We start from the raw sequence: 25,184 nt of genomic DNA, 5'->3' as shown, positions 1-25,184 counted from the left end.
CGCCGCCCCGCGTGGGAAGACGTGCGGCGCCTCGCGATCGGTAGGGATGGATCTCCATCTTCACGGAGGGAGATCGGACCATGGAGCGGATCGCGGCGGCGGTCGTGCTGGTGGGGGTGCTGGGGGCGTGCGGTGGCGGCGGCGACGGCAAGAAGTCCGAGCCCGAGCCCGCCCGGGTGAAGGGGACGGTGCTGGGCCAGGCGTTCGACCCGGTGGACGGCACCGCCCTCGTGCTGAGCCCGGAGACCTGCGTCTTCCAGGACGTGCTGCAGGCGAGCGCGACCGCGATCCTCGTGGGCTTCGGGACGTTCGAGAACATGTGCCAGGTCGCCCAGCAGACGAAGGCGTGCGGCGGGAAGGCGAACGGGACCACCGTGAACCTGCTCGTGCTGAACGCGAGCGCGGTCGGCGCCGCGACCGCGGTCCAGCCGGGGACCTACCCCGTCACCACGGCCCAGCCCGACGTGACGAAGCCGTTCACCGTCGCGACCGCGTTCGTCGCGAAGACCGACGGGGCGTGCGCGGACTCCGCGAGCGCGGTCGAGGCGACCGGCGGCACCGTCACGCTCGACAGGACGGGGCCGGACCGGGTGACCGGGAGCGCGAGCGTCACCTTCTCGGACGGGAGCAGCGTGAGCGGCGCGTTCGACGTCCCGGTGTGCGGGTTCTCGATCGACGTCTGCAGCGGCCTCGGCGCGGGCTGCGACAGCCCCACCTGCGTCCCCTGAGCGAGCGGCGGGGAGGCGTCCGGGCGCCCGGGAGGGCCCGCGCCGACCGCGAGGGAGCGGGGCGTCCCGGCCGACGCCGGGGCGCGGCCGCCCGCCCGCGCGAACCCACAGGTGATCCGCGCCCCATTTCCGGGTAATTCCTCTACTCCGGGATGGACGCGAACCTCCGAAAGAAGCTCGACGAGCTGCCCGCCGAGCCGGGCTGCTACCTCATGAAGGACCGCCGCGGCGAGGTGGTCTACGTGGGGAAGGCGTCGAGCCTCCGCTCGCGCGTCCGCTCCTACTTCGACGCCTCGCGCGGCGACCGCCGCGCCTTCGTCGCGCTGCTCGACGACCTCCTCGGCGATCTCGAGGTCATCGTCACGCGCTCGGAGAAGGAGGCCGTCCTCCTCGAGAACGAGCTCATCAAGCGGCACAAGCCGCGGTTCAACATCCGGCTGCGCGACGACAAGGACTTCATCGTCCTGCGGCTCGACGACCGTCACCCGTTCCCGCGCCTCGAGGTCCGGCGCGCGCGAGAGCCGCGCCGCCCGGGCGCGCGCTACTTCGGCCCGTACTCGTCGGCGAGCTCGATCCGGGAGACGCTCCGGGTCGTGAACCGGCACTTCCAGCTCAGGACGTGCACCGACCACGTGTTCGACCACCGGAAGCGGCCCTGCATCCTCTACCAGATCAAGCGCTGCCCGGCGCCGTGCGTGTACGACGTGCCCGAGGCCGAGTACCGGCGGTCGGTCGAGGACGCCATCGAGTTCCTCGAGGGGCGCGAGTCCGAGCTCGTCGAGCGGCTCCGCGGGCGGATGGAGGAGGCGGCGGGCGCGCTCCGCTTCGAGGACGCGGCGCGGCTCCGCGATCAGCTCCAGGCGGTGGAGCGCAGCCTCGAGAAGCAGCGCGTGCTCATGGCCGACCGGGCCGATCGCGACGTGGTCGGGCTCTACCGGGAGGGCCCGGACCTCGTGGTGCAGGTCCTCGCCATGCGCGGCGGGAAGCTCCAGGACTCGCGCAGCTACCCGTTCCGCGAGCAGGAGTTCCCGGACGAGGAGACGCTCTCGTCCTTCCTCTCCCTCTACTACGAGCAGAACCCGGCGCCGGAGGAGATCCTCGTCCCGGTCGAGCCGGTCGAGGCCGACGCGCTCGCCGAGGTGCTCGCCGAGCGGCGCGGCCGCCGCGTGCGGGTCCTCACCCCGCAGCGCGGCGCGAAGGCGGATCTCCTCGAGGTGGCGGCGCGCAACGCGGAGCAGGGGTTCAAGAGCTGGCACGAGAAGGACGAGCGGCGCGAGCAGGCGCTCGCGGCGCTCACGCGCGCGCTCCACCTCGCGAAGCCGCCGCGCTGGATGGAGTGCTACGACATCTCCACCTTCCAGGGCGCGCTCGCGGTCGGCTCGGGCGTCTCGTTCCGGGACGGGGAGCCCGACAAGGCCAACTACCGCCGCTACAAGGTGAAGGGGGTCGCGGGGCAGGACGACTTCGCGATGCTCTACGAGGTCGTCTCGCGGCGGCTCAAGCGCGCGATCGGCGAGGGCGTGTTCCCGGACCTGCTCGTCATCGACGGCGGCAAGGGCCAGCTCAACGCGGCGCTCGCCGCCGCGAAGGACCTGGGCGTTCCGACGAAGCCGTCACCCGGCAACGTGGGCGCGCCCTTCGTCGAGCTCGTCGGCCTCGCGAAGAGCCGGCTCGTGGACGCGCCGGCCCTCGGGACGTCGCGGGTCATCGGGCGCCGGGGACGGGGCGCGCGCGGCGCCGCGGCGCTCGCGGACGCGGCGGAGGCGCAGGAGCGCGGGTTCGTGTCCGAGCTGGCGCGGAGCCCCGAGCGCGTGTTCCTCCCGGCGCGAAAGGATCCGGTCGTGCTGCGGCAGAACTCGGCGGAGCTCTTCCTGCTCGCCCGCCTGCGCGACGAGGCGCACCGCTTCGCGATCACCTTCCATCGCAAGCTCCGGCGCGAGCGGAACTTCCAGAGCGTGCTCGAGGAGATCCCCGGCGTCGGGGAGGGGCGGAAGCGGACGCTGCTCCGCCACTTCGGGTCGCTCCGGCGCGTGAAGGAGGCGACGCTCGCGGAGATCGGCGAGGTGGACGGGTTCGGGCCGAAGCAGGCGCGGGCCGTGCACGAGTTCTTCCACGCCGCCGTCGGATCGGATGCCGCCGCGCCGGAGGGCCCCGAGGTCGCCGGGCCCCTCGCCGGCGCGCCCCCGGCCGCCGTCCCCGCGGGCCCGCCCGCCGAGGGCGTGACCGAGGCGGACATCGACGCGGCGCTCGCGGCGGAGGCCGAGGCCGGGGAGGGCGTGGAGCCGATCGAGGACGCGCACGCCCCGTCGCTGACGGAGTGACGCGCGGCCGCCGGTCGAGCGTTGCCGGGCGGGCGCCGGCCTCTTATGCAGGACGGAACCGGTCCCCTTTACGGAGGTCACATGCGCATCGCCGAAGACATCACGAAGCTCATCGGCAACACGCCGCTCGTGCGGCTCAACCGCGTGCTCGACGGCGCGAAGGCGACCGTCGCGGCGAAGCTCGAGATGTGGAATCCGGCGGGCAGCGTGAAGGATCGGATCGGCGTCTCGATGATCGAGGCCGCGGAGCGGGAGAGGAAGATCAAGCCCGACACGATCCTGCTCGAGCCGACGAGCGGCAACACCGGCATCGGCCTCGCGTTCGCCGCCGCCGCGAAGGGCTACCCCCTCACGCTGACCATGCCGGACACCATGAGCGTGGAGCGCCGCAAGCTGCTCGTCGCCTTCGGGGCGGAGCTCGTGCTCACGCCGGGCGCGGAGGGGATGAAGGGCGCCATCAAGCGCGCCGAGGAGATGGCCGCGAAGGACCCGCGCTACCTCATCCTGCAGCAGTTCGAGAACCCCGCCAACCCGGACATCCACCGCCGGACCACGGCGGAGGAGATCTGGCGCGACACGGACGGCAAGGTGGACATCCTCGTCTGCGCGACCGGCACGGGCGGCACGGTCACGGGCTGCGCCCAGGTGCTGAAGCCGCGCAAGCCGTCCCTGCGGATCGTCGCGGCCGAGCCGGCGGACTCGCCGGTGCTCTCCGGCGGCAAGCCGGGGCCGCACAAGATCCAGGGGTGGGGCCCGGGGTTCGTGCCCAAGGTGCTGGACCCGAAGCTCCTCGACGAGATCGTGACGGTGCGTCACGAGGACGCGGGGGACATGGCGCGCCGCCTCTGCAAGGAGGAGGGGATCCTCTCGAGCATCTCCGACGGCGGCGTCGCCTGGGCGGCGCGGGAGATCGCCCGGCGGCCCGAGAACGAGGGTAAGCTCGTGGTCGCGGTGCTCCCCGACACCGGGGAGCGGTACCTGTCCACATGGCTCTTCGAGGAGGCGAAGTGAGCGATTCCAAGCAGGCGAGGGCGCCGGCCGTCGACACGGTGGCGCTCGCGCCGGTGGTCGACCGGCTCTGCCGCGAGGCGACGCTCGCGACGGCGTTCCCGCCCGGCGGGAAGGTGACCCTCCCGTCGCGCGAGGCCGTGATCGGCTTCGTCGAGGATCTGCGCGGGGTCCTGTTCCCCGGCTACTTCGGGACGAACGACGTCCACGGCGAGAGCCTGCACTACTTCGTCGGCGCGACGCTGGCCCGCGCGCTCCGCTCGCTCGAGGAGCAGGTCCGGCGCGGGCTGTCGTTCACGGAGCGTCACGACCTGGACACGTGCGATCACTGCGCGGACACCGCGCGCCACGTGACGCGAGCGTTCCTCGGGCGCGTCCCGGAGCTCCGGCGACTCGTGGCCTCCGACGTCGAGGCCGCCTACGAGGGCGATCCCGCGCTGAAGACGCGCGACGAGGCGATCTTCGCCTACCCGGGCATCTTCGCCATCACGAACCAGCGCATCGCCCACGAGCTGCACGTCCTCGGGGTGCCGCTCATCCCCCGCATCATCACGGAGCACGCCCACACGCTGACGGGGATCGACATCCACCCGGGCGCGGCGATCGGCGAGCGCTTCTTCATCGACCACGGCACGGGCGTCGTGGTGGGGGAGACGTCCCGGATCGGGGATCGCGTCCGCCTGTACCAGGGCGTGACCCTCGGGGCGAAGAGCTTCCCGCTCGACGAGAAGGGGACCCCGATCAAGGGCATCGATCGGCACCCGATCGTCGAGGACGACGTCGTGGTATACGCCGGCGCCACCATCCTCGGCCGGATCGTGATCGGCAAGGGCTCGTCGATCGGCGGCAACGTCTGGCTCACCAACGGCGTTCCGCCCGGGAGCCGCATCACGCAGGCCGAGGTCCGGGAGCAGCGCTACTCGCACGGCGGCGGGATCTGAGCCTCGCGCGGGGCGCCGAACCGAAAGGAAACGCCTCCTTGGCCTACCACCCCTGGCACGACGTCGAGCTGCCCCGCTTCATCGAGGAGCCGGTCCCGGCCATCATCGAGATCGCCACCGGCTCGAAGGTGAAGTACGAGCTGGACAAGAAGTCCGGGCTGCTCCTCGTCGACCGGATCCTCTTCTCCTCGGTTCACTATCCGGCGAACTACGGCTTCGTCCCGCGCACGTACTGCGACGACGGCGATCCGCTCGACGTCCTCGTGCTGTGCCAGGAGGCGATCGTACCGCTCGCCATCATGCGCGCCAAGGTCATCGGCGTCATGAAGATGCGCGACGACAAGGGCGAGGACGACAAGCTCATCGCGGTGCACGCCGACGATCCGACCTACTCGGACTACTCGGACATCTCCCAGATCCCCTCCCACAAGCTGCGCGAGCTGAAGCGCTTCTTCGAGGACTACAAGGCCCTCGAGAACAAGAAGGTGCTCGTCTCCGAGCCGCAGGGCCGCTCCGAGGGCCTGCAGGTGCTACGCGACGCCATCCGCCTCTACGAGCAGGAGAAGGTACGGCTCAAGGAGGCGCCGCTCGCCCCGCCGGCGCTGCCGCCCAGGGCGCGGCAGGCGAGCCGGGCGAAGCCCTCCGCGCGGAAGGCCACCGCCAAGGCCCGCCGCTAGCGGGCTCGCGGGGAGGGGCCCGCTCGTCCGGGGCGCGCGGACGGGCGGGTGGTTATGTTCGTCGCCGATGGAACACGCGCTCGAACACATCGCGGCGGCGGTGACGCCGGCGGTCATGGTCTCCGCGTGCGGCCTCATCGCGCTCGGCCTCGACAACCAGGTCGCCCGGATGTCCGGGCGCCTGCGCGATCTCGCCCGCGAGTTCCGCGACGAGGACGCGCCGGCGCGGCGGGCCGTCGTGGCGCGGCAGGTGCGCGTGATGGAGCTCCGGCACCGGCTCTACTCGCGCGCCATCCTCCTCGACTACGCCGCGCTGTTCGCGTTCGTGGTCACCTCGCTCCTGTGGCTCGCGCAGGCGTTCGTGTCGCTCTCCGCGGCGGTCCCCGTCATGACGTTCGGCGTCGGGGTGCTCCTCCTCGCCGGCATGGCGATCTACGTCATGGCCTCGATCACGCTCGCGCGGCGGACGGTGCGGGCCGAGGCGGCGGACATCATCGGGCGCACCCCCGAGGCCCCGTTGCGAGAGCCGGCCGGAGTGCGTGCGCACTGAGCCGACGGGCGGCCGGGCGGGACGCGCCGCCGCGTCGCAGGCCGCCGCCGTGCCCGCCCGGTCCACGAATCCTTCCCGCGGCGGTGGGCTCTCATGCGAAGAACGGGCCCTGAGGCCCGAGGTCCCTCCCGACGATGCCGATCTACGAGTACGCCTGCGCCAGCTGCGAGAAGAAGTTCGAGGAGCTCATCGTCCGCAAGACGGACGAGGCCGAGGTGAAGTGCCCGGCCTGCGGAGGGACCGAGGTCGCGCGGCAGATGTCGCGCCCCGCGGCCGCCCGCGTGGGCGGCTCCGGCGGTGGGGCGCCGCCCGCGTGCGGCCCCGTCGGTTGAAGCATCTAGCCGCCGCCCGGTCGGGCGGCACACCACGACGGTAGCGGCGCGGGCGGCGCCCGCGCTGCGTCGAACACCTACAAGGGCGGAGCTCCCGGGAACTTCTGGCGCGGGGGACCCCGCGGTACACTCGCGCGCGCCGATGGCCAGGACCTACCGCGCGACCGACTACACCCTCGAGTTCGTGGCCGATCTCCTCGCCCGCGAGGGGATCCTCACCGACGACGCCAAGCGCACCGCCTTCGCGCGCGAGAACGTGCAGCGCGCCCGCCTGCTCCGCGATCACGCCTCGCGCGCGGGTGGCCGCGGGCTGCGCCGGGCGGAGCTCTCGCCCGTGGAGGTGCTGGCCTCGTTCGAGTTCCCCGACGCCCGGCGCGACTCGGAGCTCGTCGACGAGGACAAGGCCACCCAGGCCATCGCGCAGGCGGTGGGGATCCCTTACCGCAAGATCGACCCGCTGAAGCTGGACGCCCAGCTCATCACCCGCACCCTGTCGCGCCCGTTCGCGCGCAGGCACGCGGTGCTGCCGATCGAGCGCCGCAACGGGGCGCTCGTCGTGGCGGCGGCGAACCCGTTCGACCGCGAGCTGTTCGAGAACCTGCGCGGCCTGACCGGGGCCGAGATCGACCCGGTGCTCTCGTCGCCCTCCGACATCCACCGCGCCATCGCCGAGGTCTACGGCTTCCGCCAGCAGATCTCGGAGGCGCACACCCAGCTCGAGCAGGGGCCGTCGGGGCCGGACGTCGCGAACCTCGAGCAGTTCGTGAACCTCTCGGGGATCGAGGCGCTCGAGGCGTCCTCGGAGCCGGTGATCGCGGCCGTCGAGTACCTGCTCCACTACGCGTTCGAGCAGCGGGCGAGCGACATCCACCTCGAGCCGCGGCGCGAGGAGTCCGTCATCCGGATGCGCATCGACGGGATCCTGCACCCGATCCACCGCATCCCGAAGGCGGTCCACGGGGCCATCGCGAACCGGTTCAAGATCATGAGCCGGCTCGACATCTCGCTGAAGCGGCCGCAGGACGGGCGCATCCGCACGGCGCGCGGCGACGCCGAGATGGAGCTGCGCGTCTCCACCATCCCGACGACCTTCGGCGACAAGGTCGTGATCCGCGTGCTCGACCCCAACGTGCTCGTGCGCGATCTCTCCGAGCTCGGGTTCCTGCCCGGCGAGCGCGACCAGCTCGAGCGGTGGCTCGTGCGGCCTCACGGGCTCGTGGTGGTGACCGGGCCGACCGGCAGCGGGAAGACGACCACCCTGTACTCCGCGCTCCAGGCGCTCGCCTCGCCCGAGGTGAACGTCGTCACCATCGAGGATCCCATCGAGATGGTGCACGAGGAGTTCAACCAGATCGCGGCGAACGCGAAGACCGGCACCGGCTTCGCCGAGGCGCTGCGCCACGTGCTGCGCCAGGACCCCGACGTCATCATGGTGGGTGAGATCCGCGACGGCGAGACCGCCACGCAGGCCGTCCAGGCCGCGCTCACGGGGCACATGGTCCTCACGACGCTCCACACGAACGACAGCGTGAGCGCCATCGCGCGCCTGCGCGACCTCGGCGTGCCGAGCTTCCTCGTCGCCGCGACGCTCACGGGCATCGTGGCGCAGCGGCTCGTCCGGCAGGTCTGCCCCTCCTGCGCGAGCGACGTGCCGCTCACCGCGGACGAGATCCACGCGCTCGGCGTGCCTCACCCGGAGGACCACGCGGGCCAGCTCCTCGCGCGCCGCGGGCAGGGCTGCCCGAAGTGCCGGCACACCGGGTACTACGGCCGGACCGGCATCTTCGAGGTGCTGCCGGTGAACGCGCGGCTGCGCCACCTCATCGCGGAGGGCGCGACGCCCGAGGTGCTGGCGCGGACCGCGCGGCAGGACGGGCTCGAGTCCCTGCGCGGGCACGCGGTCCGGAAGATCGCGGCGGGGGCGACCTCGTTCGAGGAGGCGTTCCGCGCCACCGCCGACGTGGAGGCCAGCGCGTGAGCGCCATCGCCCAGGAGATCGCGGAGCTCTGGTCGGCGGGGACGCCGCTCCTCTACATCGTGACGGCCGAGGAGGAGCGGGCCGTGGCGGTGTGCGAGGCCGCCGCGGCGGGGTTCGGCGCGCGGGCCGCCGTCTGGTCTGCCCCGCGCGGCCTCGAGGGGCTCGCGCCCGCCGCCAAGGAGCCCGCCGCGCTGCTCGAGGCCCTCGCCCGGGCGCCGGCGCCGCTCATCGTGGTCGCGCTCGACTTCCACGAGGCCCTGCGCGATCCGCTGACGGTTCGCCGGGTCCGCGATCTCCTCCCGCGGCTCGCCGCGGAGGGGCGCTGCCTCGCCATCGTCGCGCCGCGGCTCGCCGTCCCGGACGGTCTCGCCGCCGACGTCGCGGTGCTCCGGCTGCCGCTCCCGGACGACGGCGAGCTCGCCGCCCTGCTCGAGGCCGTGCAGGTGGGCCTCGCGCACCCGGCCCCGGCGGCGGCGCTCGCGCCGGAGGTCCGCCACCGCGCGCTCGTCGCGGCCCGCGGGCTGTCCGAGGGGCAGGCGCGCCGCGCCTTCACCCGCGCGCTCCGGCGCGACCCGACCCTCGGCGCCGCCGGGCAGGCGATCATCGCCGCGGAGAAGAAGCGGCTCCTCGCGCGCGACCTGGGCCTCGAGCTCGTCGAGAGCGCGGAGGGTCCGTCGGACCTGGGCGGGCTCGCCGGGTTCAAGGCCTGGATGGAGGAGCGCGCGCTCGCGTTCGACCCGGACGCGTCCCGCTTCGGCCTGCCGCCCCCGCGCGGCGTGCTGCTCGTGGGCGTGCAGGGCTGCGGGAAGTCGCTCGCCGCGAAGGCGGCCGCGGCGCGGCTGGGCGTGCCGATCCTCCGGCTCGACCTGCCGCGCGTCCTCGGGGCGAGCGCCGCCGAGGAGCGGCTCTCCGCCGCCCTGGAGGCCGCCGAGGCGCTGGCGCCCGTGGCCCTGTGGGTCGACGAGATCGAGAAGGGCTTCGCGGGCAGCGCCCCGGGGGACGGCGGCGAGCCCCGCGCCGCGCGGCTCCTCGGCGCGTTCTCCACCTGGCTCCAGGAGCGCCGCGGGCCCGTGTTCGTGGTGGCGACCGCGAACGACGTGTCGCGGCTTCCGCCCGAGCTCCTCCGGCGAGGCCGGTTCGACGAGCTGTTCTTCGTGGATCTCCCCGACCCCGAGGCGCGCCGGGAGATCCTCGGCCTGCACCTCCGCCGCCGGGGCCGCGACGCCGAGCAGATCGACGTCGGCGCCGTCGCCGAGCTCTGCGTGGAGTACTCGGGCGCCGAGCTCGAGCAGGTCGTCGTGGGGGCGCTCCACCGCGCCTACGCGCTGGGCCGCGACGTGGAGACGGGCGACCTGCGGCGCGTCGCGCAGGACCTGGTGCCGCTCTTCCGCACGTACGAGGACCAGATCAAGAGCCTGCGCGAGTGGGCCCGCGGGCGGGCGCGCGTGGCGGGTCGCGCGGGCGCGGTCGTGGATCTGTTCCGCCGCGCCCAGTAGCCCTCCGGCGTCACCCGCGGTCGCTCACGGATCCCGGGCGCGCGAGCGCCCGGCTCGCTAGGGAGCCGGGATGCCCCCCGCTCGCGCCCCGAGGCCCCCCGCCGCGAAGCTCGAGATCCATCCGGCCACGCCGGCGCGCTTCGCGGACCTCGAGCGGCTCTTCGGGCCGCGCGGTGCGTGCGCCGGCTGCTGGTGCATGTGGTGGCGCGTGCCGCGCGCAGAGTTCGAGGCCGGGAAGGGGGAGGGGAACCGGCGCGCGCTCGCGGCGTACGTCGCGGCCGGGCACGTCGCCGGGCTGCTCGCCTACGACGGCGCCGTCCCCGTCGGGTGGGTCGCAGTGGAGCCTCGCGCGGCCTACCCGCGGCTGGCGCGCTCGCGGAACCTCGCGCCGGTGGACGCGCGGCCGGTCTGGTCGATCACCTGCTTCTTCGTGGCGCGCTCTCACCGGCGCCGCGGCGTGACCCGCGCGCTCGTCGAGGCGGCGGCGGCCCATGCCCGCGCGCACGGCGCGCCGGCGATCGAGGCGTACCCGGTGGACTCGAGCGCGCGGCTCGGCGACGCGTTCCTCTACACCGGGGCGGCCTCCACGTTCGAGGCGCTCGGGTTCGAGGAGGTCGCGCGCCGCAGCCCGACGCGCCCGGTCGTGCGGCTCGAGCTCAGCGCCCGCCGAGCGCCCGCAGCACGTGATCGTGCACGAGCCCGTTCGACAGGACGCAGCTCCCCGACGCGACCGTCGGGTGCCCGTCGAGGTCGGTGAACCTGCCGCCTGCCTCCTCGGCGAGCACCGGCAACGGCCCGAGATCCCAGATCTGCACGCCCGCCTCGATCCAGGCCTCGGCCTTCCCCTGCAGCACCAGGGCGGCGCCGGCCAGATCGCCGTAGCAGCGGGCGCACTGCGCGCTCGTCGCGAGCGCGGCGACCCGCTCCAGCATCGGCGGGCGGAACAGCACGTGCGGCTCGCCGAGCGAGAGCGTGGAGTCCTCCCACGCCCCGATCTTCGACACCTGGAGGCGCAGCGGCGCGCCGTCGCCGGCCCGCAGCCAGGCGCCCTTCCCGCGGGCGGCCCAGTAGGTCTCCCCGAGCGCGGGCAGGGCCATGGCGCCGGCCACGACCGCGCCCTCGTGCTCGAGCGCCACGAGCGGGCCCCAGAAGCCCCGCCCGCGGGTGAAGCCCTTGGTCCCGTCGATCGGATCCACGATCCAGCGGGTGCCCGCGGCGCCCGCGTGCGCTCCGGTCTCCTCGCCGAGGAAGGCGTGGTCCGGGAACGCCGCGCGGACGACGGCGAGGATCGCGGCCTCGGACTCGCGATCGGCGGCGGTGACGGGGGTGCGATCGGGCTTCACCTCCACGCGCACGCCGCGCCGGAAGTGGGCGAGGCTCGCCTCCGTGGCCGCCTCCACCGCGCGCCGCGCGGTCGTCATCGCAAGGTCGAGATCGAGCTCGGGCATGGCGGGAGATTAGGCGGGGGCGGGGGCGCGGACCGATAAAAAAGAGCGGCGGTCCCGGGGGACCGCCGCTCGTCGGCACGACGGGGGTGGGGCGCGCGACTACTTCTTCGGGCGCATGTCCCCGGTCTTGAGGTACCGGGTGTGGAACGAGAACGCCTCGTCCAGCATGTGCGGCGAGTGCAGGCCGGCGCTCGGGTTCTTCATCGACCGGTTGTAGTAGTCCCACAGGATCGGGCGGAACTCCGGGTGGGCGCACTTCTCGATGATCTCCTTCGCCTTCTGCTTCGGGCTCTTCCCGCGCAGGTCGGCGAAGCCGTACTCGGTCACGATGCCGCTCACGTCGTGCTCGGTGTGATCGATGTGCGACGCGAAGGGCACGATGGCGGAGATCTTCCCGCCCTTGGCCACCGACGGAGACATGAAGATGGTGTACGCCGAGTTGCGGGCGAAGTCGGCCGAGCCGCCGATGCCGTTCTCGATGCCCTTGCCCACGATGTGCGTCGAGTTCACGTGGCCGTAGATGTCGGCCTCGACGAACCCGTTCATCGCGATGCAGCCGAGGCGGCGGATGACCTCGGGGTGGTTGGACACGTCCTGCGGGCGCAGGATGATCTGCTTGCGGTAGCGCTCGATGTTCTTGTTGAAGCGCTCCTGGCCGGCCGGGGAGACCGAGAACGCCGTCGCCGAGGCGATGCGGAGCTTGCCGGAGTCGAGCAGGTCGAGCATGCCGTCCTGGATGACCTCGGTGTAGCTCGTCATGTTCTCGAAGTGGCCCTCGTTGAGGCCGACGAGAACGGCGTTCGCGATGTTGCCGACGCCCGACTGCAGCGGCGTGAGGCTCTTCGGGAGCCGGCCGCCCTTCACCTCGCCGTCGAGGAAGTCGAGGATGTGCTGGGCGATGCGCTTGTGGTCGGCCTCGGGCGCCTTGAACGGCGCGTTGCGGTCCGGGTAGCTCGACATCACCACCGCGACGACCTTCGAGACGTCGAGGTTGTAGTGCGGGGTGCCGACGCGGTCGTCCGCCTTGAGGACAGGGATCGGAATGCGATCACCGTGCTTGCCGGGGACGGAGAGGACGTCGTGCATCCCCTCGAGCCGCTCGTCCTGCCACTCGCTCACCTCGAGGATGATCTTCTCCGCCGTCTCGAGGTACGCGGTGTTCGCGCCGACCGACGACGAGAAGATGACCGAGCCGTCCTCGCGGATCTTGGTGACCTCGACGAGGGCGAAGTCGATCTTGTTGTCCGGACGACCGTAGTAGCCGTACCGGACGAGCGACCCGGCGTGGCTGAGGTGCATGTCCTGGTACTCGATGACGCCCGCGTTGAACTTCTCGCGCATGACGGCGTCGCCGTTGTACGGGAAGCGGAAGCTGACCGCCTCCGTCAGGCCCATCACCTGGTCGAGCTCGGGGCCCGTGGAGGCACCCGTGAGCAGGCTCACCTTGAACGGCTTGCCCTTGAGGCGCTCGTCGACGGCGCGCTTCGCGAGCGCGATCGGGACGGCCTTCGGGTAGCCGGCGCCGGTGAAGCCGCTGGCGCCTAGGACTGCGCCGCTGGGGATCAACGCGGCGGCGGCCTCGGCGGACATCACCTTCGCCTTCAGGCCCTTGTGCTGGATGCGGTCCGACATTCGATCAGCCTCCTGGGTATCGTCCGTCACGCAGGACGAGGCTCGGTACGACTCCGGGTGCTGCGGCAGAGCTGCGCGGATTTAGCTGCGCGGGTGGAGGCGAAGGTTACCGCGCTCGATGTAGGCTGGGAAGAGACCCCGGCCCAAATCACGCGGCAGTATGCCGAGTTATCCCGTCCACGATCGCCCGCAGCGACGCGCCGTCCGCGTCGGCGAGGCGAAGCTTTCCCGCCTCCTCGGCGATGACGCCCTGCGTCGCGAGCCACTCGATCGCGTTCTCGAGCGTGGCCTTCGACAGGGATTCGCGGAGCTGGATCTCCCCGGAAAGAAAGGCCGCGCGACCCCGCTCGAGCGCCTCGCGCACCAGCGCGCGCCGGTCCGGCGCGGCGGCTGGCGCGCCGGCTGCCGGGGAGAGGACGGAGAGCGCCGTCGCCGCCGCCAGGCGATAGGCCTCCAGGTAGGCCCGCAGGAGCTCCGCGAGGAACGCGAGGAGCTCCGGCTCGGATCCCGGCCGCACCCGGTCGCCGTCCCGCGTCACGGCCCCGACGCGGGCGAGGAAGGCGAGGTTCTGCTGGAGGATCTCCTCCGGCGCCGAGCCGACCTGGTACATGAACTCGAGCTTGAAGAGGCGCGACAGCCACAGGGCGCGCTGGCGCAGGACGAGGAGCGGGGCCTCCCCGCCCTCGGCCCGGAGGGCGGCGGCGACCACCGCGGGCGCCACGAAGCGGTGGATGACCGCGTTGCGGTGGTAGTCGAGCACCGGACGCTTCTCGTCGGGGACGAGGTAGATGGTGTCGCCGGCCGCCACCTCGATGCGCACCGTCCCGCCGAGCGCGAGCCGCCGCACCGCGTCGGCGATCGCGCCCGGCTGGCGCGGATCCGACGGCGCCCCCGCCAGGTCGCGCCCGAAGCGCGCGCCCCCCTCGGCCGCCATGTAGCGGAGGAGCTCGATGCGGCGCGCGAACTCCGCCGCGGTCATGCCGCGCCGCCCGTGCGACAGGAGCGTCGCGGCCACGAGGCCCACCGGCGTGATCGTGACCGCCCGGCTGATCCCGTAGGCGACGCGGTTCGTGAGCGCCTGGACGAGGGCGCGCTTCCCCTCGCCGGGGGCGCCGCGCGCGACCCGCTCCCCCTCGCCGCCCCAGGCGTCGTCCACCGCGAGCGTGGCGGCGCTTTGGCCGAGCCGCTCCGACGCGACCTCGCGCAGCGAGATCGGCTCCTCGAACTGCACGTACAGCCGCTCGTACCGGCGGAAGAGCACGGTCGCCGCGCCCAGGAGCCCGCGGAGGCTCTCCTTCTGCTTCTCGGCCCCGGAGAGCTCGCGCACGTAGCTCGAGGCCTCGATGAGCTTCTCGTAGTCGATCGCGATCGGGACGAAGAGGATGTCGTCGGCCGCGCCGTCGAGCCAGGCGTCGACCTCCATCGAGACCAGGCCGCTCTTCGGGGGGAGGAGCTTCCCGGTCCGGCTCCGGCCGCCCTCGACGTAGAACTCCTGCGGGAACCGGTCGCGCAGGAGGTGCTTCACGTAGGCGCGCAGGACCGCGGTGTAGATGCGATCGCCCTTCACCTTGCGGCGGATGAAGAACGCGCCGCCGCGCCGCGCGATCGGGCCGAACGGCCAGAAGGAGAGGTTGATGCCGGCCGCGACGTGCGGCGGCGTCATGCCGTGCTCGTACAGGAGCCAGGAGACGACGAGGTAGTCCACGTGGCTCTTGTGGCTCGGGCACAGCACCACGGGCGCCTCGGCCGCGGCGCGCTTCAGGCGCGCGAGCCCCGCCTCGTCCACCTCGACGCTGCGGTAGAGCCGGCCGAACATCCAGGCGAGGAGCCCGCGCAAGAAGCCGACGAACGTCGGGTCGTAGCGGCTCGCGATCTCCTTCAGGTCCTTCTCCGCCTCCGCCACGAGCGCGGTCGACGGACGGCCGGTCTCGGCCGCCACCGCCTCGATGGTGGCGCGCAGCGTGCGATCCCGCAGCACCTTCTCGCGCACGCGGGAGGGCGCCTTGAGCGGCGGCCCCACCACGGTGCGGAACACGCGCGCGAGGTGCTGGTGGAGGGCGCCGCGGATCTTGCGGGCCACGATCGCGTCCGGCTCGTCGGGGCGCTCGCGCAGGTGGGCCTGCAGGTCGAGCGGCCGGCCCACGTCGAAGAGCGCGCGCCGGAAGTTCCGCAGGAAGCCGACCGCATTCGCGAACGCGCTCGGCGCCTCCGGCGAGCCGTAGAGGAGATCCCAGAAGGACGGCTTCAGCTTCTGCGCCCGGCGGCTCCAGACGAGCAGGACGGGGACGAGGAACACCGGCTGGAAGAGGTCGCGCTGGATGCGCACCAGCGCGGCGAAGGGATCCTTCTCGGTGGGCCGGCCGAGGAACAGCAGGCTCGCGTCGCCCGTCGCGAGCGCGTCCTCGAACGCGCGCCGGCTGCGGCGCACGCGCGCGATCCAGCCGAAGAAGCCCGGGAAGCCCTGCGCCGCGCGGAGCGTCGGCAGCCCGAGCCGCCGCAGGAACCAGCGCAGGTAGAGGAAGTTGAGCAGCCCCGGCGACCGCATCACGAAGACGAGGCTGCCCCGGGCCGCGAGCGCCTGCAGCTCGGCCCCGGCGTCGCGCGAGACGCGCACCGGCTCGAACCAGCGCGAGAGGAACGTGCGGGGGGGCTCGGGAGCGGGCGGCGCAGGACTGGCGGGCGCGGCGCCGGAGGGCCGCCCGTTCGGAGGTGACTCCTGTACGTCCACGGAGCGAGTGTAACCCGGGCGGGGCGGCTCAGCCGCGCTTCTTCACGCGTCCTTCGCGGTCGAGGAAGAACGGCTCGACGAGCAGGGCCTCCACGCTCGGTCGGTGCCCCTTCACGTCCGCGCCGAGGTGCGCGAGCGCCTCGAGCACCTCTCCGCGCACGCGGGCGTTGTCGCGATCCCGGAGGAGGAGCTGGATGAGCGCGTCGCGGCTCGCCTCGCCCGGCGCGAGGCGGGCGATGGCGCGCGCCGCGCCGATGCGCACGTCATCCGAGAAGTCCTCGAGCAGCGGCAGGAGCGCGCCCTCGATCTCCGCGCCCGTCGCGCCGGGGTGGTGCTCGACGAGCCAGGTGAGGAGGACGAGCTTCTTCTCCGGGTCGCGGGTGTACTCGCGCCCGAGCCGGGCGAGCTCGCGCACCACGACCTCGACGAGCCGGTCCGGGGGCACGATGTCCGCGAGCGCCCGCAGGCCCCAGGCGATGCCGCTCTCCTGCTCGCGCACGAACGCCTCGAGCGGACCGACCGCGGCCTCCTTCGCGTCGGCGAGGATCCGGTGAGCGGTCTCCTTCTCCTCGTCGTCGGTGATGCCCGGCTCGGCCCTCACCGTGAAGCGCAGGCACAGCGTCGAGAGCGCGCCGGGCGTGCCCATGTCGCCGAGCTGCTGGATCGCCTTCTGCCGGTTCTCGGGCGGCCCGTAGCGCTCCGTCACGCGCTTCGCGAGCTTCTTCAGCGCGCCGCGCTCCCGTTCCTCCTTCGAGCCGAACAGATCGAAGAGTCCCATCCATCCTCCGTGGGGCGAGGTTCTACAACGAGATCCCCGCCCGCGGATCCTCCTCGTACAGGGCTTCGAGCGGCTCGACCGCCTTCCGGAGCGCGTCCGAGGCCCGGGGGAGGACCACCTGGACCACCGCGTACAGGTCGCCGCGCGAGCCGTGCCGCAGGTCGGGGAGCCCCTTGCCGCGCAGCCGCAGCCGCGTCCCCGTCTGCGCGCCGGGAGGGACGCGGAGGCGGACCGGGCCCTCGAAGGTCGGGAGCGTCACCTCTGCGCCGCGCACCGCCTCGGGGACCGTGACGGGGAGGTCGATGTAGAGGTCCTTCCCCTCGCGCCGGACGTGCGGGTGGTCCTGGAGCTTCACCTTGAGGTAGAGGTCCCCGGCCGGGCCTCCGTGCGCGCCGGGGCCGCCCTGGCCCGCGAGCCGGATCTGCGACCCGTCGGTCACGCCGGCCGGGATCTTCACCCGGAGCGTCCGCCCGTCGAGGCGCAGGTCCCGCTCCGCGCCGAGCACCGCGTCTCGCAGCGGGATCTCGATCTCGGCCTCGGCGCTCGCGCCGGAGGAGGGGATCGGGCCGCGGCGGACCCGGCCGTGCGCGCGGGGCCCGCCCGCGCCGCCGAAGAGGTCTCCGAAGATGGAGCCGAAGTCGAACGCCCCGTAGTCGCCGACATTCACGGTGCTGAAGTCGCCGAAGTCGAACGGCATCCCGCCGGGCGGCGCTCCCTCGCGCTTCCAGCGCCGGTACTCCGCGGCCCGCTTCTCGTCGAAGCCGGTGCGCAGCGCGTCGGCGCCGAACTCGTCGTAGAGCTTGCGCCGCTTGGGATCGGAGAGCACCTCGGAGGCCGCGGTCACCTCCTTGAACTTCTCCTCCGCATCCTTGTTCCCAGGGTTCACGTCGGGGTGGTACTTCTTCGCGAGCTTCCGGTACGCCTTCTTGATCTCCTCGGCGCTCGCGCCCCTCGGGACGCCCAGGATCTCGTAGAGGTCGCGCTGTGGCACGCCGGGAACGTAACGCGTCCGGAGGGGGCGTCAATGCACGGCCGCTCCGGAGCGCCGCGGCGTCGCGCCGCCCCGGCCCCTCGCACTACAATGGGGCACATGCTCTCGCTCGTCGCCGCGACGCTCCTCGCCGCCGCCCCTCCGGCGGCCGCCCCCCGCGTCGTGGAGGAGATCGTCGCCGTCGTGCGGAACCCGGCCGGTGCCCCGCCGCGGGTCGTGACGCTGACGAAGCTCGCCGAGGAGGCGCGCATCGCGCTCGTCTCGCGCGGCGCCGCGGCGGCCGCCACCCGTCCCCTCGACGCGGAGGCCCTCCGGGCGGCGCTCGACTGGCTCCTCGATCAGATGCTCCTCGCGGACGAGGCGGCGCGGCTCGGGCTCGACGGGGTGGAGCGCGAGGCGGTGGCGGCCGCGCTCTCCCGGTTCCGCGCGCAGGTGGGCCCGGCCGAGGCGTACGCGCGGTTCCTGGCGGAGTCGGAGCTGACGGAGGAGGAGCTCTCCGTCACGCTGGCGCGCATGGTGAGGGTCGAGCGCTACGTCCAGAGCCGGGTGGGCCGCGCGGCGCGGGTGGGCGACGAGGAGGTGGACCGCTGGCTCGCGGAGCACGGCGCGGCCGGCGCGGCCGGGCCGGCGCGCGACGCGGCGCGCGCGCAGCTCGAGGAGGAGCGGGCGCGGGGGCAGGTGCGCGAGCTCGTGGCGGAGCTCCGCGCGCGGGCGGACGTGAGGATCCTCCACGTCGAGCGGAAGGACGGGTAGCGTGCGGCGTCCCGTCGACTCGCAGGGGTGGCTCGAGTTCCGGCGGATGCAGCCGGAGGATCTCGATCGCGTGGTCGACATCGAGCGGGCCGGGTTCCGCAACCCGTGGTCGCGCGAGCTGCTCGCGCGCGAGCTCGACCATGCGTGGTCGCACATCGTGCTCGCGGTGGACCGCGACGCGGGCGCGGAGCGGGTGCTCGGCTACATCGTGTTCTGGCTCGTCCACGACGAGATCCACGTCCTGAACATCGCGACGGCGCTCGAGGCGCGGCGGCGCGGCGTCGGCCGGGCCCTCATGCTCGAGGCGCACGGCGCGGGGAAGGCGCGGGGCGCCACCGTCGCGACGCTGGAGGTTCGCCGCTCGAACGCGGCGGCGCTGGAGCTCTACCGTTCCCTCGGCTATCGGCAGGTGGGGGTTCGGCCGAACTACTACCAGGAGGAGGGCGAGGACGCGATCGTGATGATCCTCGACCTCTGACGCGCCACGGCGTGGGAAGGCGCTCGCATCCTCTCCCGCCATCGAGTATCTCTCGCCCCCCGGATGATCTGGCCCGCCCTGCGCTGGACCCTGTTCCACCTCGATCCTGAGCAAGCCCACCGGCTCGCGCACGCCGCGCTTCACCGGGTGACGCCCGGGCTCGCGCGCCTCCGCCGGCCGAAGGTTCCCCCCGAGCTGCACGTCTCCTGCCTCGGCCTCGAGTTCGACGGCCCGATCGGCCTCGCCGCCGGCTTCGACAAGGGCGACGCGTCGATCGCGGGGCTCTTCGCGCTCGGCTTCTCGCACGTCGAGATCGGCACCATCACCCCGCGCCCGCAGCCGGGGAACGAGCCGCCGCGCCTGTTCCGCCTCGTCGAGCACCGCGCCCTCATCAACCGCATGGGGTTCAACAACGCCGGCGCCGAGGAGTGTGCGCGGCGGCTCGCCCGCGTGCCCCCCGTCGCGCGGATGGGGCCGGTCGGCGTGAACGTCGGCAAGAACAAGACGACGCCGAACGAGGACGCCGCGGCGGACTACCTCGCCTGCATCGAGCGGCTCCACGCCCACGCCGACTACCTCGTCGTCAACATCTCGTCTCCGAACACGCCCGGCCTCCGCCAGCTCCAGGAGCGCGAGCAGCTCGACGCGCTGCTGCGCGCGTGCGTGGGGCGCCTGCGCGAGCTCGCGCCCGGGAAGCCGCTCCTCGTGAAGCTCGCGCCGGACCTCTCGCCCACCGCGCTCGACGAGGCGGTGGACGTGGCCATCGAGGCGGGCGTGTCCGGGATCGTGGCGACGAACACGACCCTCTCCCGCGCGGGCGTCGAGCGCCACCCGCGCGCCACCGAGGCGGGCGGGCTCTCGGGGGCGCCGCTCGGGCCGCTCGCGACGACCGTCGTCCGGCGCTGCTATGCGCGCGCGGCGGGGCGGGTCCCCATCGTGGGCGCGGGCGGCGTGATGAGCGCCGAGGACGCGTACGCGAAGATCCGGGCGGGGGCGGCGCTCGTGCAGGTCTACACGGGCCTCGTTTACGGCGGGCCCGGCTTCGTGCGCCGGCTGAACGACGGGCTCGCGAAGCTCCTCGCGCGAGACGGCTTCCGCTCCGTCGCGGAGGCCGTCGGCGCCGACCACGGGCCGGGCGAGCGGGCGAGCGTCTGACCTATCCCTAGGTGTGGTGCCGACCCTCCAGGGGCAATTTCCCCTGGCAGGAGAGGGGCCACACATGTAGGGTCGATCGGTCCGGAGCACCGACTGGGTCGTTTGACGTGTGCTGACGCGACGCGTTACCTGGATGCTGTCGCGGGGGTTTGCCTGCTCCCTGGAACCCACCGACCGCCCAGGAGGACGACCAATGACCGAAGCTCAGAAGACGGACAACGGGAAGCTGAAGGTGCCGGAGTTCCTGCGAGAGCCGCTCGTCGCGGCGCAGGCGCGCATCGGGCTCATCGAGGAGGAGGCGCAGCGGGTTCTCAAGGACCTGGTGGTCCGGGGCCGCGCCGGAAGGAAGGACATCGAGGAGATCGTTCACCGCCTGTCGCGGCAGGACTTCTCGCTGCCCGAGGTGAGGCAGCGGCTCGAGAAGCTGCGCGACCAGGGCGCCGAGCGCGCCGCCGAGTGGCGCGACCGGGCCGAGTCGTTCCGGTCGGAGGCGCTGGAGCGGATGCTCGACCTGCAGTCGCGCGCGGTGCAGTTCCTCGGCGTCGCGACGCGCGACGAGGTCCAGGAGCTCTCGCGCGAGCTCGAGAAGCTCGCGAAGCGCTTCGAGAAGAAGGGCGCGCGCCGCGCCAGGCGGGCGAAGTCGCCCGAGGGGACTTAGGGATGCCGGACCTGCAGGAGATCTTCAAGGACGCCTGGTCCCACGCGCTCGCCGGCGTCAACGCCGCCGAGCAGGAGGCCGAGAAGGTGTTCGCGCGCGTCGCCGACGTGGCGGGCTTCTCGCCCGAGGACGTCCGGCGCCACGCGCGCGAGTTCGGCGAGCGGCTCGTCGCCCAGCGACGGGAGGTCGAGCGGACCCTCGACGACGCGATTCGCCGCGCCACGAGCCGGTTCCGCGTCCCCTCGCGCGAGGATCTCGACCAGCTCGAGAAGCGGCTCGAGGCCATCGCCGCGCGGGTGGAGGCGCTCGCCCAGGAGAAGGAGAAGATCGCGCCGTGACCCCGCCGCGCCTCCACGGGCTCGTCGGAGCCGCGATCGCGGTCGGCCTCGCGGCCGCCGCGGTCGCGTTCCCGGGCGAGCTCGCGGAGGGGCCGCGGCAGCTCCTGCCCGCCGAGCCGGGGCCGGCGGCGTGCCTTTTGGGCTGCGACGCCGTCGGGTCCGCGGTCGGGCGGATCGAGCGGCAGCTCGGGGCCGAGATGCCGTCCCTCGGCGCGGACCGCCGCGGCGCGCTCGCCCGGACCATCGTGGCGGAGGCGCAGGCAGCCCGCATCGACCCGCTGCTGGTCCTCGCGCTCATCGAGGTCGAGTCGTCGTTCGACCCGCGCGCGCTCTCCGGCGCGGGCGCCCGGGGGCTCATGCAGCTCCGCGAGCCCACGATGCGCCGCGAGCTCCAGCGCGCCGGGCTCCTCCACCTCGACCTGCACGACCCGGCCGCCAACGTGGTCGCGGGCGTGCGCTACCTCCGCCGGCTGCTCGACGCGTTCGGCCGCGAGGAGGTCGCGCTCATGGCTTACAACGCCGGGCCGAACCGGATCCTCGGCTACCTGCGCGAGGGGGAGATCCCCGCGCGGTTCCACGCCTACCCGCGCCGCGTGCAGGCCCTGCACCGGAAGCTGCGGCGCAGCGCCGGGGGGACCGCCGTCGTCGCCGCCGCACCGCTCGCCGTGGCGCGCGTCCCGGTGGCCGCGGAGTAGCCGCTCGCGGGCGTGACCTCCCGCCCCGGAACGGTTAAGGATGGCCCGCCATGCGGGTCGACGAGATCTTCTTCAGCCTCCAGGGGGAGGGGACGCGAGCGGGGCGGCCCTGCGCGTTCGTCCGCTTCACCGGCTGCGATCTGCGCTGCGGCTACTGCGACACCACCTACGCGTTCCAGGGCGGGCGCGACATGACGCGCCAGGAGATCCTCGCCGCGCTCGGTCGTTACCCGACGCGCTTCGTGTGCCTGACCGGCGGCGAGCCGATGCTCCAGCGCGAGCTGCCCGAGCTCGCGCGCGCGCTCCTCGAGGGCGGGTACGAGGTCGCCGTGGAGACGCACGGGCAGCGGCCGCTCGAGGCGCTCCCGGCCGAGGCGATCCGCATCGTGGACGTGAAGACGCCCGGCTCGGGCGAGGAGGCGCGGGACCTCGCCTACCTCGACCGGCTGCGCGCGCACGACGAGGTGAAGTTCGTCGTCTGCTCGGAGGCGGACTACCGCTGGTCGGTCGAGGTCGTGCGCCGGCACCGGCTCGAGGGGCGGGCCGCGCTGCTGTTCTCGCCGGCGTGGGGCCAGGTCGCGCCGCGGGACCTCGCGCGCTGGATCCTCGAGGACGGGCTCGACGCCCGGCTCTCCCTCCAGATCCACAAGGTGATCTGGGGTCCCGACGCGCGCGGCGTGTAGGCGCGCGCTTTCTTGACCTGGGCGGCGGGCCGGGGCTAACAAGTCTGCGGATGCGTCCCTTCGCCCTCGCGCTCGCCGCGGCCGCGCTCGCGACGGCGCCGCCTGCCGCCGCCGAGCCGTCCCTCACCCTGAACGGCGTCGCGATCGACGGCGTCACGAGCCAGCGCTTCGAGAACGCGACGGTCGTCATCGACGCGCAGGGGAACGTCCACATCGAGGCGAAGGGCTACACGGTGCGCGTCGCCGGCGAGGCCACGACCCCGGCCGCCGCGGCCGTGCCTCCCCCCGCCCCCGAGGCCGGCGCCGCCGGCGCGCCCGCGCGGGTGACCCGGCGCTACTTCCTCGCGGCGGAGCACCCGGCCCCCTCCGGCCCGCAGTACGACCTCGCGATCTTCATCAACGCTCAGTGGATCCGGGAGGTGAAGGCGAACGAGCCGCAGGTGGTCATGGAGGTCACGCGCTACCTGCGCCCCGGAGCGAACCGCGTCGTGCTCGCGCCCACGCGGCGGAGCCCGGGCGACCAGCCCGCCGGCTCGCGCGAGGTGGCGCTCAGGGTGGTCATCGGCGAGGGGAACGTCGGCGGCGACCACGTGATGATCGACAACCCGCTCCTCGAGATGACGCGCAGCGCGGCGGACCTCGAGGACCGACCCGAGGAGCACGTCCTCGTGGCGCGCTGACAGGGGGCCACGTGTTCACTGCGGAGCCGAGCCTCAGCTGGGTCCAGACGACGCGCGAGCAGATCGTCGCGGTGGTGGAGAGCATCAACCAGGCGCAGGTGTCGATCCCTGGCAAGGCGGCGCAGGCCGTCTCCGCCCACCTGTGCGGGCTGCGCAACCCGAACGGCTCGTTCTCGATCTACGTCGCGCTCCACCTCCAGAAGTCCGGCGAGAACGTCGTCTACCTCCCCTCGCGGCGGCAGCTCACGACCGCGGACGAGTACCGCGAGATCGAGCTCGAGGGGCTGCAGTTCCTCGAGTCGATGGGCTTCATGCTCGACAACCTGAACTTCCGTAACCTCGCCGCGGACGTGCAGGAGCAGGTGCTCCGCCGCGTCCCGCTGTTCTCGCCGCCGCGCGCTCCCGCGGCCTCCGCGCCCTCCGCTTCGCCCGGGGCGCCCGGCGCGACCTCCGCCGCGCCCGACGCCGCCCGCGTGGCCCGCCTGCTCGCGTCCTTCTGATGACCCGATCTCTCGCCCTCGTCCTCCTCGCCGCGGCCGCGCTCGGCTGCGCTCACCGTCCGAGCGGCAAGCAGCGCCGCACCGCCGAGATCCACCACGACCTGGCGGTGGAGGCGTTCCGCGGCGGGCGGGCGCCCGACGCGCTCCGCGAGTACGACGCGGCGCTCGCGGTCGACCCCGGCTTTGCGGAGGCCCACCGCGGCCGCGGGCTGGTCCTCGACTTCGGGTTCGGCCGGCTCGACGAGGCCGAGCGCGCCTACCGCCGCGCGCTCGAGCTCCGGCCCGAGTACCCGGAGACGCACAACGATCTCGGCCAGCTCCTCGCGCGCACCGGCCGCTACGACGAGGCGCTGCGGGAGTTCGACCTCGCGCTCGGCGACATGACCTACCGCGAGCCGTACGTGGCGCGCTGCAACAAGGGCCAGGCGCTCTGGCGGATGGGGCGCCGGGAGGAGGGGCACGCCGAGCTCCGCGCGTGCCTCTCGCTCGCGCCGTCCTACTGCAAGGGGCGCCGGGACCTCGGGCGCATCTTCCTCGAGGAGGGCAAGATGACCGAGGCCGTCGAGGAGCTCGGCGCGTACGCGCGGAGCTGCGAGAAGACCCCCGACGCGCACCTCCAGCTCGGCCTCGCCCGCATGCGCGCGGGCGACCTCCCCGGCGCGCGCACCGCGTTCGAGCGCTGCGCCGAGCTCGCCCCCTCGAGCGCCGACGGCGAGGAGTGCCGCCGCAGCCTCACCCTGCTCGGCGAGTAGCCCGTGACCGATCCCGTCGACCCCACCGGAGCCGCCCCTCCCGACGTCCCCACCGACGACCCCGGCGCGTCCGCCGAGGAGCGGCTCGCCGCGTTCGGCCGCTGGCTCGCGCGGGAGCGCGAGCTGCGGGGCCTGTCCCGCGACGAGGTCACGCGCGCCACGAAGCTCGCGCCCGGCGTGGTCGAGGCGCTCGAGTCGGGCGAGGAGGCGCGCATGCCGCCGCGGGCGTACGTGGTCGGCTACCTCCGCAGCTACGCGATCGCGGCCGGCCTCGACGCGACCGAGGTGGTCCTCCGGTACGAGGAGGCGGCGGCCGCTTCCGCCGAGGCGGGCCCGCGCGGCGACGCGCGGGGAGTTCCCGCGGGCGCCTGGGTGGCGGCCGCCGTCGCGCTCGCCGCGGCGATCGCGGCGGCCATCGCCCTGCTGCGGTAGCGGCCGCGGCGCCCGGCGGGCCTGGCGCCCAGCCCGGTGAGGGGCTACGGTCCCTCCGTGCCGGATCGGCTGAAGCTCACCGCGCTCGTCCTGCGCGCCGTCGACTACGGCGAGTCGGACCGGATCGTGACGCTCCTCACGCACGAGCGGGGGAAGGTGTCCGCGTTCGCGCGCGCGGCCCGCGCGTCGCGCCGGAGGTTCGGCGGTGCGCTCGAGCCGTTCACGCTCGTCGCCGCGGAGGCGCGGGAGCGGGCCGGCTCGGACATGCTCGGGCTCGACTCCGTCGCGGTCCTGCGCGCGCACGGCGCGATCCGCGGCGACCTCGCCCGCATCGCCTGCGCCGGCTACGCCTCCGAGCTCGCGCGCGAGCTCGTGCGGGACCACGAGCCGCACGCCGAGCTCCTCGCCCTCCTCCTGGAGTACCTCGGCGCCCTCGACGCCGCGCCGGCGCG

27 protein-coding genes are annotated in these 25,184 nt (G+C 73.7%); 22 read left to right on the top strand and 5 right to left on the bottom strand.

Annotated elements, in window-relative coordinates:
- Nucleotides 1–80 precede the first annotated feature (80 nt).
- The 10 genes from MNZ39_RS13740 (at nucleotide 81) to MNZ39_RS13695 (ending at nucleotide 10,788) form a co-directional block, all read left to right on the top strand.
- A complete protein-coding gene (locus MNZ39_RS13740; protein ID WP_242339414.1) occupies nucleotides 81–728 on the top strand; it encodes a hypothetical protein in 648 nt (215 codons plus the stop codon).
- 152 nt (nucleotides 729–880) lie between these two features.
- Complete coding sequence (uvrC, locus tag MNZ39_RS13735; RefSeq protein ID WP_242339413.1) at nucleotides 881–3,049, top strand: excinuclease ABC subunit UvrC; 2,169 nt, start codon at nucleotides 881–883, stop codon at nucleotides 3,047–3,049.
- An 81-nt stretch (nucleotides 3,050–3,130) separates the two neighbouring features.
- Nucleotides 3,131–4,060 (top strand): cysteine synthase A, encoded by a 930-nt coding sequence (gene cysK, locus MNZ39_RS13730; protein WP_242339412.1) that lies wholly within the window; start codon nucleotides 3,131–3,133, stop codon nucleotides 4,058–4,060.
- Complete coding sequence (gene epsC / locus MNZ39_RS13725) at nucleotides 4,057–4,998, top strand: serine O-acetyltransferase EpsC (protein ID WP_242339410.1); 942 nt, start codon at nucleotides 4,057–4,059, stop codon at nucleotides 4,996–4,998. The genes cysK and epsC overlap by 4 nt, the downstream gene beginning before the upstream one ends.
- Before the next feature lie 38 nt (nucleotides 4,999–5,036).
- Nucleotides 5,037–5,675, top strand: coding sequence for an inorganic diphosphatase (locus MNZ39_RS13720; protein WP_242339409.1), 639 nt, complete (start codon nucleotides 5,037–5,039; stop codon nucleotides 5,673–5,675).
- Between the two features lie 67 nt (nucleotides 5,676–5,742).
- Nucleotides 5,743–6,225, top strand: a complete 483-nt coding sequence (locus tag MNZ39_RS13715; protein WP_242339407.1) for a DUF2721 domain-containing protein — start codon at nucleotides 5,743–5,745, stop codon at nucleotides 6,223–6,225.
- Between the two features lie 134 nt (nucleotides 6,226–6,359).
- Nucleotides 6,360–6,557, top strand: a complete 198-nt coding sequence (locus tag MNZ39_RS13710; protein WP_242339405.1) for a zinc ribbon domain-containing protein — start codon at nucleotides 6,360–6,362, stop codon at nucleotides 6,555–6,557.
- Nucleotides 6,558–6,699: 142 nt separating this feature from the next.
- Nucleotides 6,700–8,535 carry a GspE/PulE family protein gene (locus MNZ39_RS13705; RefSeq protein ID WP_242339403.1) on the top strand — a complete coding sequence of 612 codons (1,836 nt, stop codon included), beginning with the start codon at nucleotides 6,700–6,702 and terminating at the stop codon, nucleotides 8,533–8,535.
- On the top strand, nucleotides 8,532–10,031 hold the full coding sequence (locus MNZ39_RS24980) for an AAA family ATPase (protein ID WP_242339401.1): 1,500 nt from the start codon (nucleotides 8,532–8,534) through the stop codon (nucleotides 10,029–10,031). The genes MNZ39_RS13705 and MNZ39_RS24980 overlap by 4 nt, the downstream gene beginning before the upstream one ends.
- A gap of 70 nt (nucleotides 10,032–10,101) precedes the next feature.
- A complete protein-coding gene (locus MNZ39_RS13695; RefSeq protein ID WP_242339399.1) occupies nucleotides 10,102–10,788 on the top strand; it encodes a GNAT family N-acetyltransferase in 687 nt (228 codons plus the stop codon).
- Here MNZ39_RS13695 and MNZ39_RS13690 read toward each other — a convergent pair.
- The 5 genes from MNZ39_RS13690 to MNZ39_RS13670 all read right to left on the bottom strand — a co-directional run bounded on the left by MNZ39_RS13690 (nucleotide 10,688) and on the right by MNZ39_RS13670 (nucleotide 17,608).
- Nucleotides 10,688–11,479, bottom strand: coding sequence for an inositol monophosphatase family protein (locus MNZ39_RS13690; protein WP_242339397.1), 792 nt, complete (start codon nucleotides 11,477–11,479; stop codon nucleotides 10,688–10,690). The two genes, MNZ39_RS13695 and MNZ39_RS13690, sit on opposite strands and share 101 nt — an antisense overlap.
- A 99-nt stretch (nucleotides 11,480–11,578) precedes the next feature.
- A complete protein-coding gene (locus tag MNZ39_RS13685; protein WP_242339395.1) occupies nucleotides 11,579–13,111 on the bottom strand; it encodes an acetyl-CoA hydrolase/transferase family protein in 1,533 nt (510 codons plus the stop codon).
- A gap of 148 nt (nucleotides 13,112–13,259) precedes the next feature.
- The gene (locus tag MNZ39_RS24975) at nucleotides 13,260–15,839 is read right to left on the bottom strand and encodes a 1-acyl-sn-glycerol-3-phosphate acyltransferase (protein ID WP_242339393.1); all 2,580 of its coding nucleotides are present in this window, start codon (nucleotides 15,837–15,839) and stop codon (nucleotides 13,260–13,262) included.
- Nucleotides 15,840–15,867: 28 nt separating this feature from the next.
- Nucleotides 15,868–16,617, bottom strand: a complete 750-nt coding sequence (locus MNZ39_RS13675) for a HEAT repeat domain-containing protein (protein WP_242339392.1) — start codon at nucleotides 16,615–16,617, stop codon at nucleotides 15,868–15,870.
- Between the two features lie 22 nt (nucleotides 16,618–16,639).
- Nucleotides 16,640–17,608 carry a DnaJ C-terminal domain-containing protein gene (locus MNZ39_RS13670; RefSeq protein ID WP_242339389.1) on the bottom strand — a complete coding sequence of 323 codons (969 nt, stop codon included), beginning with the start codon at nucleotides 17,606–17,608 and terminating at the stop codon, nucleotides 16,640–16,642.
- Between the two features lie 99 nt (nucleotides 17,609–17,707).
- Between MNZ39_RS13670 and MNZ39_RS13665 the strand changes: the two genes are divergently transcribed.
- The 12 genes from MNZ39_RS13665 to recO all read left to right on the top strand — a co-directional run.
- Entirely contained in the window at nucleotides 17,708–18,361 is a 654-nt protein-coding gene (locus MNZ39_RS13665; protein ID WP_242339387.1) for a hypothetical protein, read from the top strand.
- Between the two features lies 1 nt (nucleotide 18,362).
- Nucleotides 18,363–18,839, top strand: coding sequence for a ribosomal protein S18-alanine N-acetyltransferase (rimI, locus tag MNZ39_RS13660; protein ID WP_242339385.1), 477 nt, complete (start codon nucleotides 18,363–18,365; stop codon nucleotides 18,837–18,839).
- 63 nt (nucleotides 18,840–18,902) lie between these two features.
- Nucleotides 18,903–19,994, top strand: coding sequence for a quinone-dependent dihydroorotate dehydrogenase (locus tag MNZ39_RS13655; RefSeq protein WP_242339383.1), 1,092 nt, complete (start codon nucleotides 18,903–18,905; stop codon nucleotides 19,992–19,994).
- Nucleotides 19,995–20,187: 193 nt separating this feature from the next.
- The gene (locus MNZ39_RS13650; RefSeq protein ID WP_242339381.1) at nucleotides 20,188–20,652 is read left to right on the top strand and encodes a hypothetical protein; all 465 of its coding nucleotides are present in this window, start codon (nucleotides 20,188–20,190) and stop codon (nucleotides 20,650–20,652) included.
- 2 nt (nucleotides 20,653–20,654) lie between these two features.
- On the top strand, nucleotides 20,655–20,990 hold the full coding sequence (locus tag MNZ39_RS13645; RefSeq protein WP_242339379.1) for a phasin family protein: 336 nt from the start codon (nucleotides 20,655–20,657) through the stop codon (nucleotides 20,988–20,990).
- On the top strand, nucleotides 20,987–21,685 hold the full coding sequence (locus tag MNZ39_RS13640; RefSeq protein ID WP_242339377.1) for a lytic transglycosylase domain-containing protein: 699 nt from the start codon (nucleotides 20,987–20,989) through the stop codon (nucleotides 21,683–21,685). The genes MNZ39_RS13645 and MNZ39_RS13640 overlap by 4 nt, the downstream gene beginning before the upstream one ends.
- A 50-nt stretch (nucleotides 21,686–21,735) precedes the next feature.
- Nucleotides 21,736–22,368 (top strand): radical SAM protein, encoded by a 633-nt coding sequence (locus MNZ39_RS13635; RefSeq protein ID WP_242339375.1) that lies wholly within the window; start codon nucleotides 21,736–21,738, stop codon nucleotides 22,366–22,368.
- A gap of 50 nt (nucleotides 22,369–22,418) precedes the next feature.
- Complete coding sequence (locus tag MNZ39_RS13630) at nucleotides 22,419–23,048, top strand: hypothetical protein (RefSeq protein ID WP_242339373.1); 630 nt, start codon at nucleotides 22,419–22,421, stop codon at nucleotides 23,046–23,048.
- Nucleotides 23,049–23,059: 11 nt separating this feature from the next.
- Entirely contained in the window at nucleotides 23,060–23,548 is a 489-nt protein-coding gene (locus tag MNZ39_RS13625; protein WP_242339371.1) for a hypothetical protein, read from the top strand.
- On the top strand, nucleotides 23,548–24,300 hold the full coding sequence (locus MNZ39_RS13620; RefSeq protein WP_242339369.1) for a tetratricopeptide repeat protein: 753 nt from the start codon (nucleotides 23,548–23,550) through the stop codon (nucleotides 24,298–24,300). Before MNZ39_RS13625 ends, MNZ39_RS13620 begins: the two co-directional genes overlap by 1 nt.
- A gap of 3 nt (nucleotides 24,301–24,303) precedes the next feature.
- Nucleotides 24,304–24,732 carry a helix-turn-helix transcriptional regulator gene (locus MNZ39_RS13615; RefSeq protein WP_242339367.1) on the top strand — a complete coding sequence of 143 codons (429 nt, stop codon included), beginning with the start codon at nucleotides 24,304–24,306 and terminating at the stop codon, nucleotides 24,730–24,732.
- Between the two features lie 57 nt (nucleotides 24,733–24,789).
- Nucleotides 24,790–25,184 (top strand): DNA repair protein RecO (gene recO, locus MNZ39_RS13610; RefSeq protein ID WP_242339365.1); only part of this gene is annotated, 395 nt, incomplete at its 3' end.

The sequence above is a fragment of the Anaeromyxobacter sp. SG66 genome, assembly GCF_022690805.1.
Lineage (GTDB): Bacteria > Myxococcota > Myxococcia > Myxococcales > Anaeromyxobacteraceae > Anaeromyxobacter > Anaeromyxobacter soli.
This window is presented reverse-complemented; position numbering and strand designations above follow the sequence as displayed.